We start from the raw sequence: 931 nt of genomic DNA, 5'->3' as shown, positions 1-931 counted from the left end.
GCCTACAACCTTAAACTTGGACAACCAACGCCAAGCTGGCCTAGCCTTCTCCGTCCCTCCATCGCAGTAACTAGAAGTACAGGAATATTAACCTGTTTCCCATCGACTACGCATTTCTGCCTCGCCTTAGGGGCCGACTAACCCTGCGTCGATTAACGTTGCGCAGGAACCCTTGGTCTTTCGGCGTGGGAGTTTTTCACTCCCATTGTCGTTACTCATGTCAGCATTCGCACTTCTGATACCTCCAGCAAGCTTCTCAACTCACCTTCACAGGCTTACAGAACGCTCCTCTACCGCGCATCTTGCGATGCACCCGTAGCTTCGGTGTGTGGTTTGAGCCCCGTTACATCTTCCGCGCAGGCCGACTCGACTAGTGAGCTATTACGCTTTCTTTAAAGGGTGGCTGCTTCTAAGCCAACCTCCTAGCTGTCTAAGCCTTCCCACATCGTTTACCACTTAACCACAACTTTGGGACCTTAGCTGACGGTCTGGGTTGTTTCCCTTTTCACGACGGACGTTAGCACCCGCCGTGTGTCTCCCACGCTGACACTTCCAGGTATTCGGAGTTTGCATCGGTTTGGTAAGTCGGGATGACCCCCTAGCCGAAACAGTGCTCTACCCCCTGGAGTGATACGTGAGGCGCTACCTAAATAGCTTTCGAGGAGAACCAGCTATCTCCGAGCTTGATTAGCCTTTCACTCCGATCCACAAGTCATCCCCTACCTTTTCAACGGGAGTGGGTTCGGTCCTCCAGTCAGTGTTACCTAACCTTCAACCTGCTCATGGATAGATCGCCCGGTTTCGGGTCTATACCCAGCGACTAAACGCCCTATTAAGACTCGCTTTCGCTACGCCTCCCCTATTCGGTTAAGCTCGCCACTGAATATAAGTCGCTGACCCATTATACAAAAGGTACGCAGTCACCCAACAA

Annotated in this window: 1 rRNA gene; it reads right to left on the bottom strand. The window is 52.2% G+C overall.

The window, feature by feature from the left end:
• Positions 1-931 (bottom strand): 23S ribosomal RNA (locus FG99_RS30690); the annotation flags it as partial.

The sequence above is a fragment of the Pseudomonas sp. AAC genome (assembly GCF_000725445.1).
Classification (GTDB): domain Bacteria; phylum Pseudomonadota; class Gammaproteobacteria; order Pseudomonadales; family Pseudomonadaceae; genus Pseudomonas; species Pseudomonas citronellolis.
The sequence above is the reverse complement of the archived record's forward strand: the minus strand, read 5'-3'. Positions and strand labels throughout refer to the sequence as shown.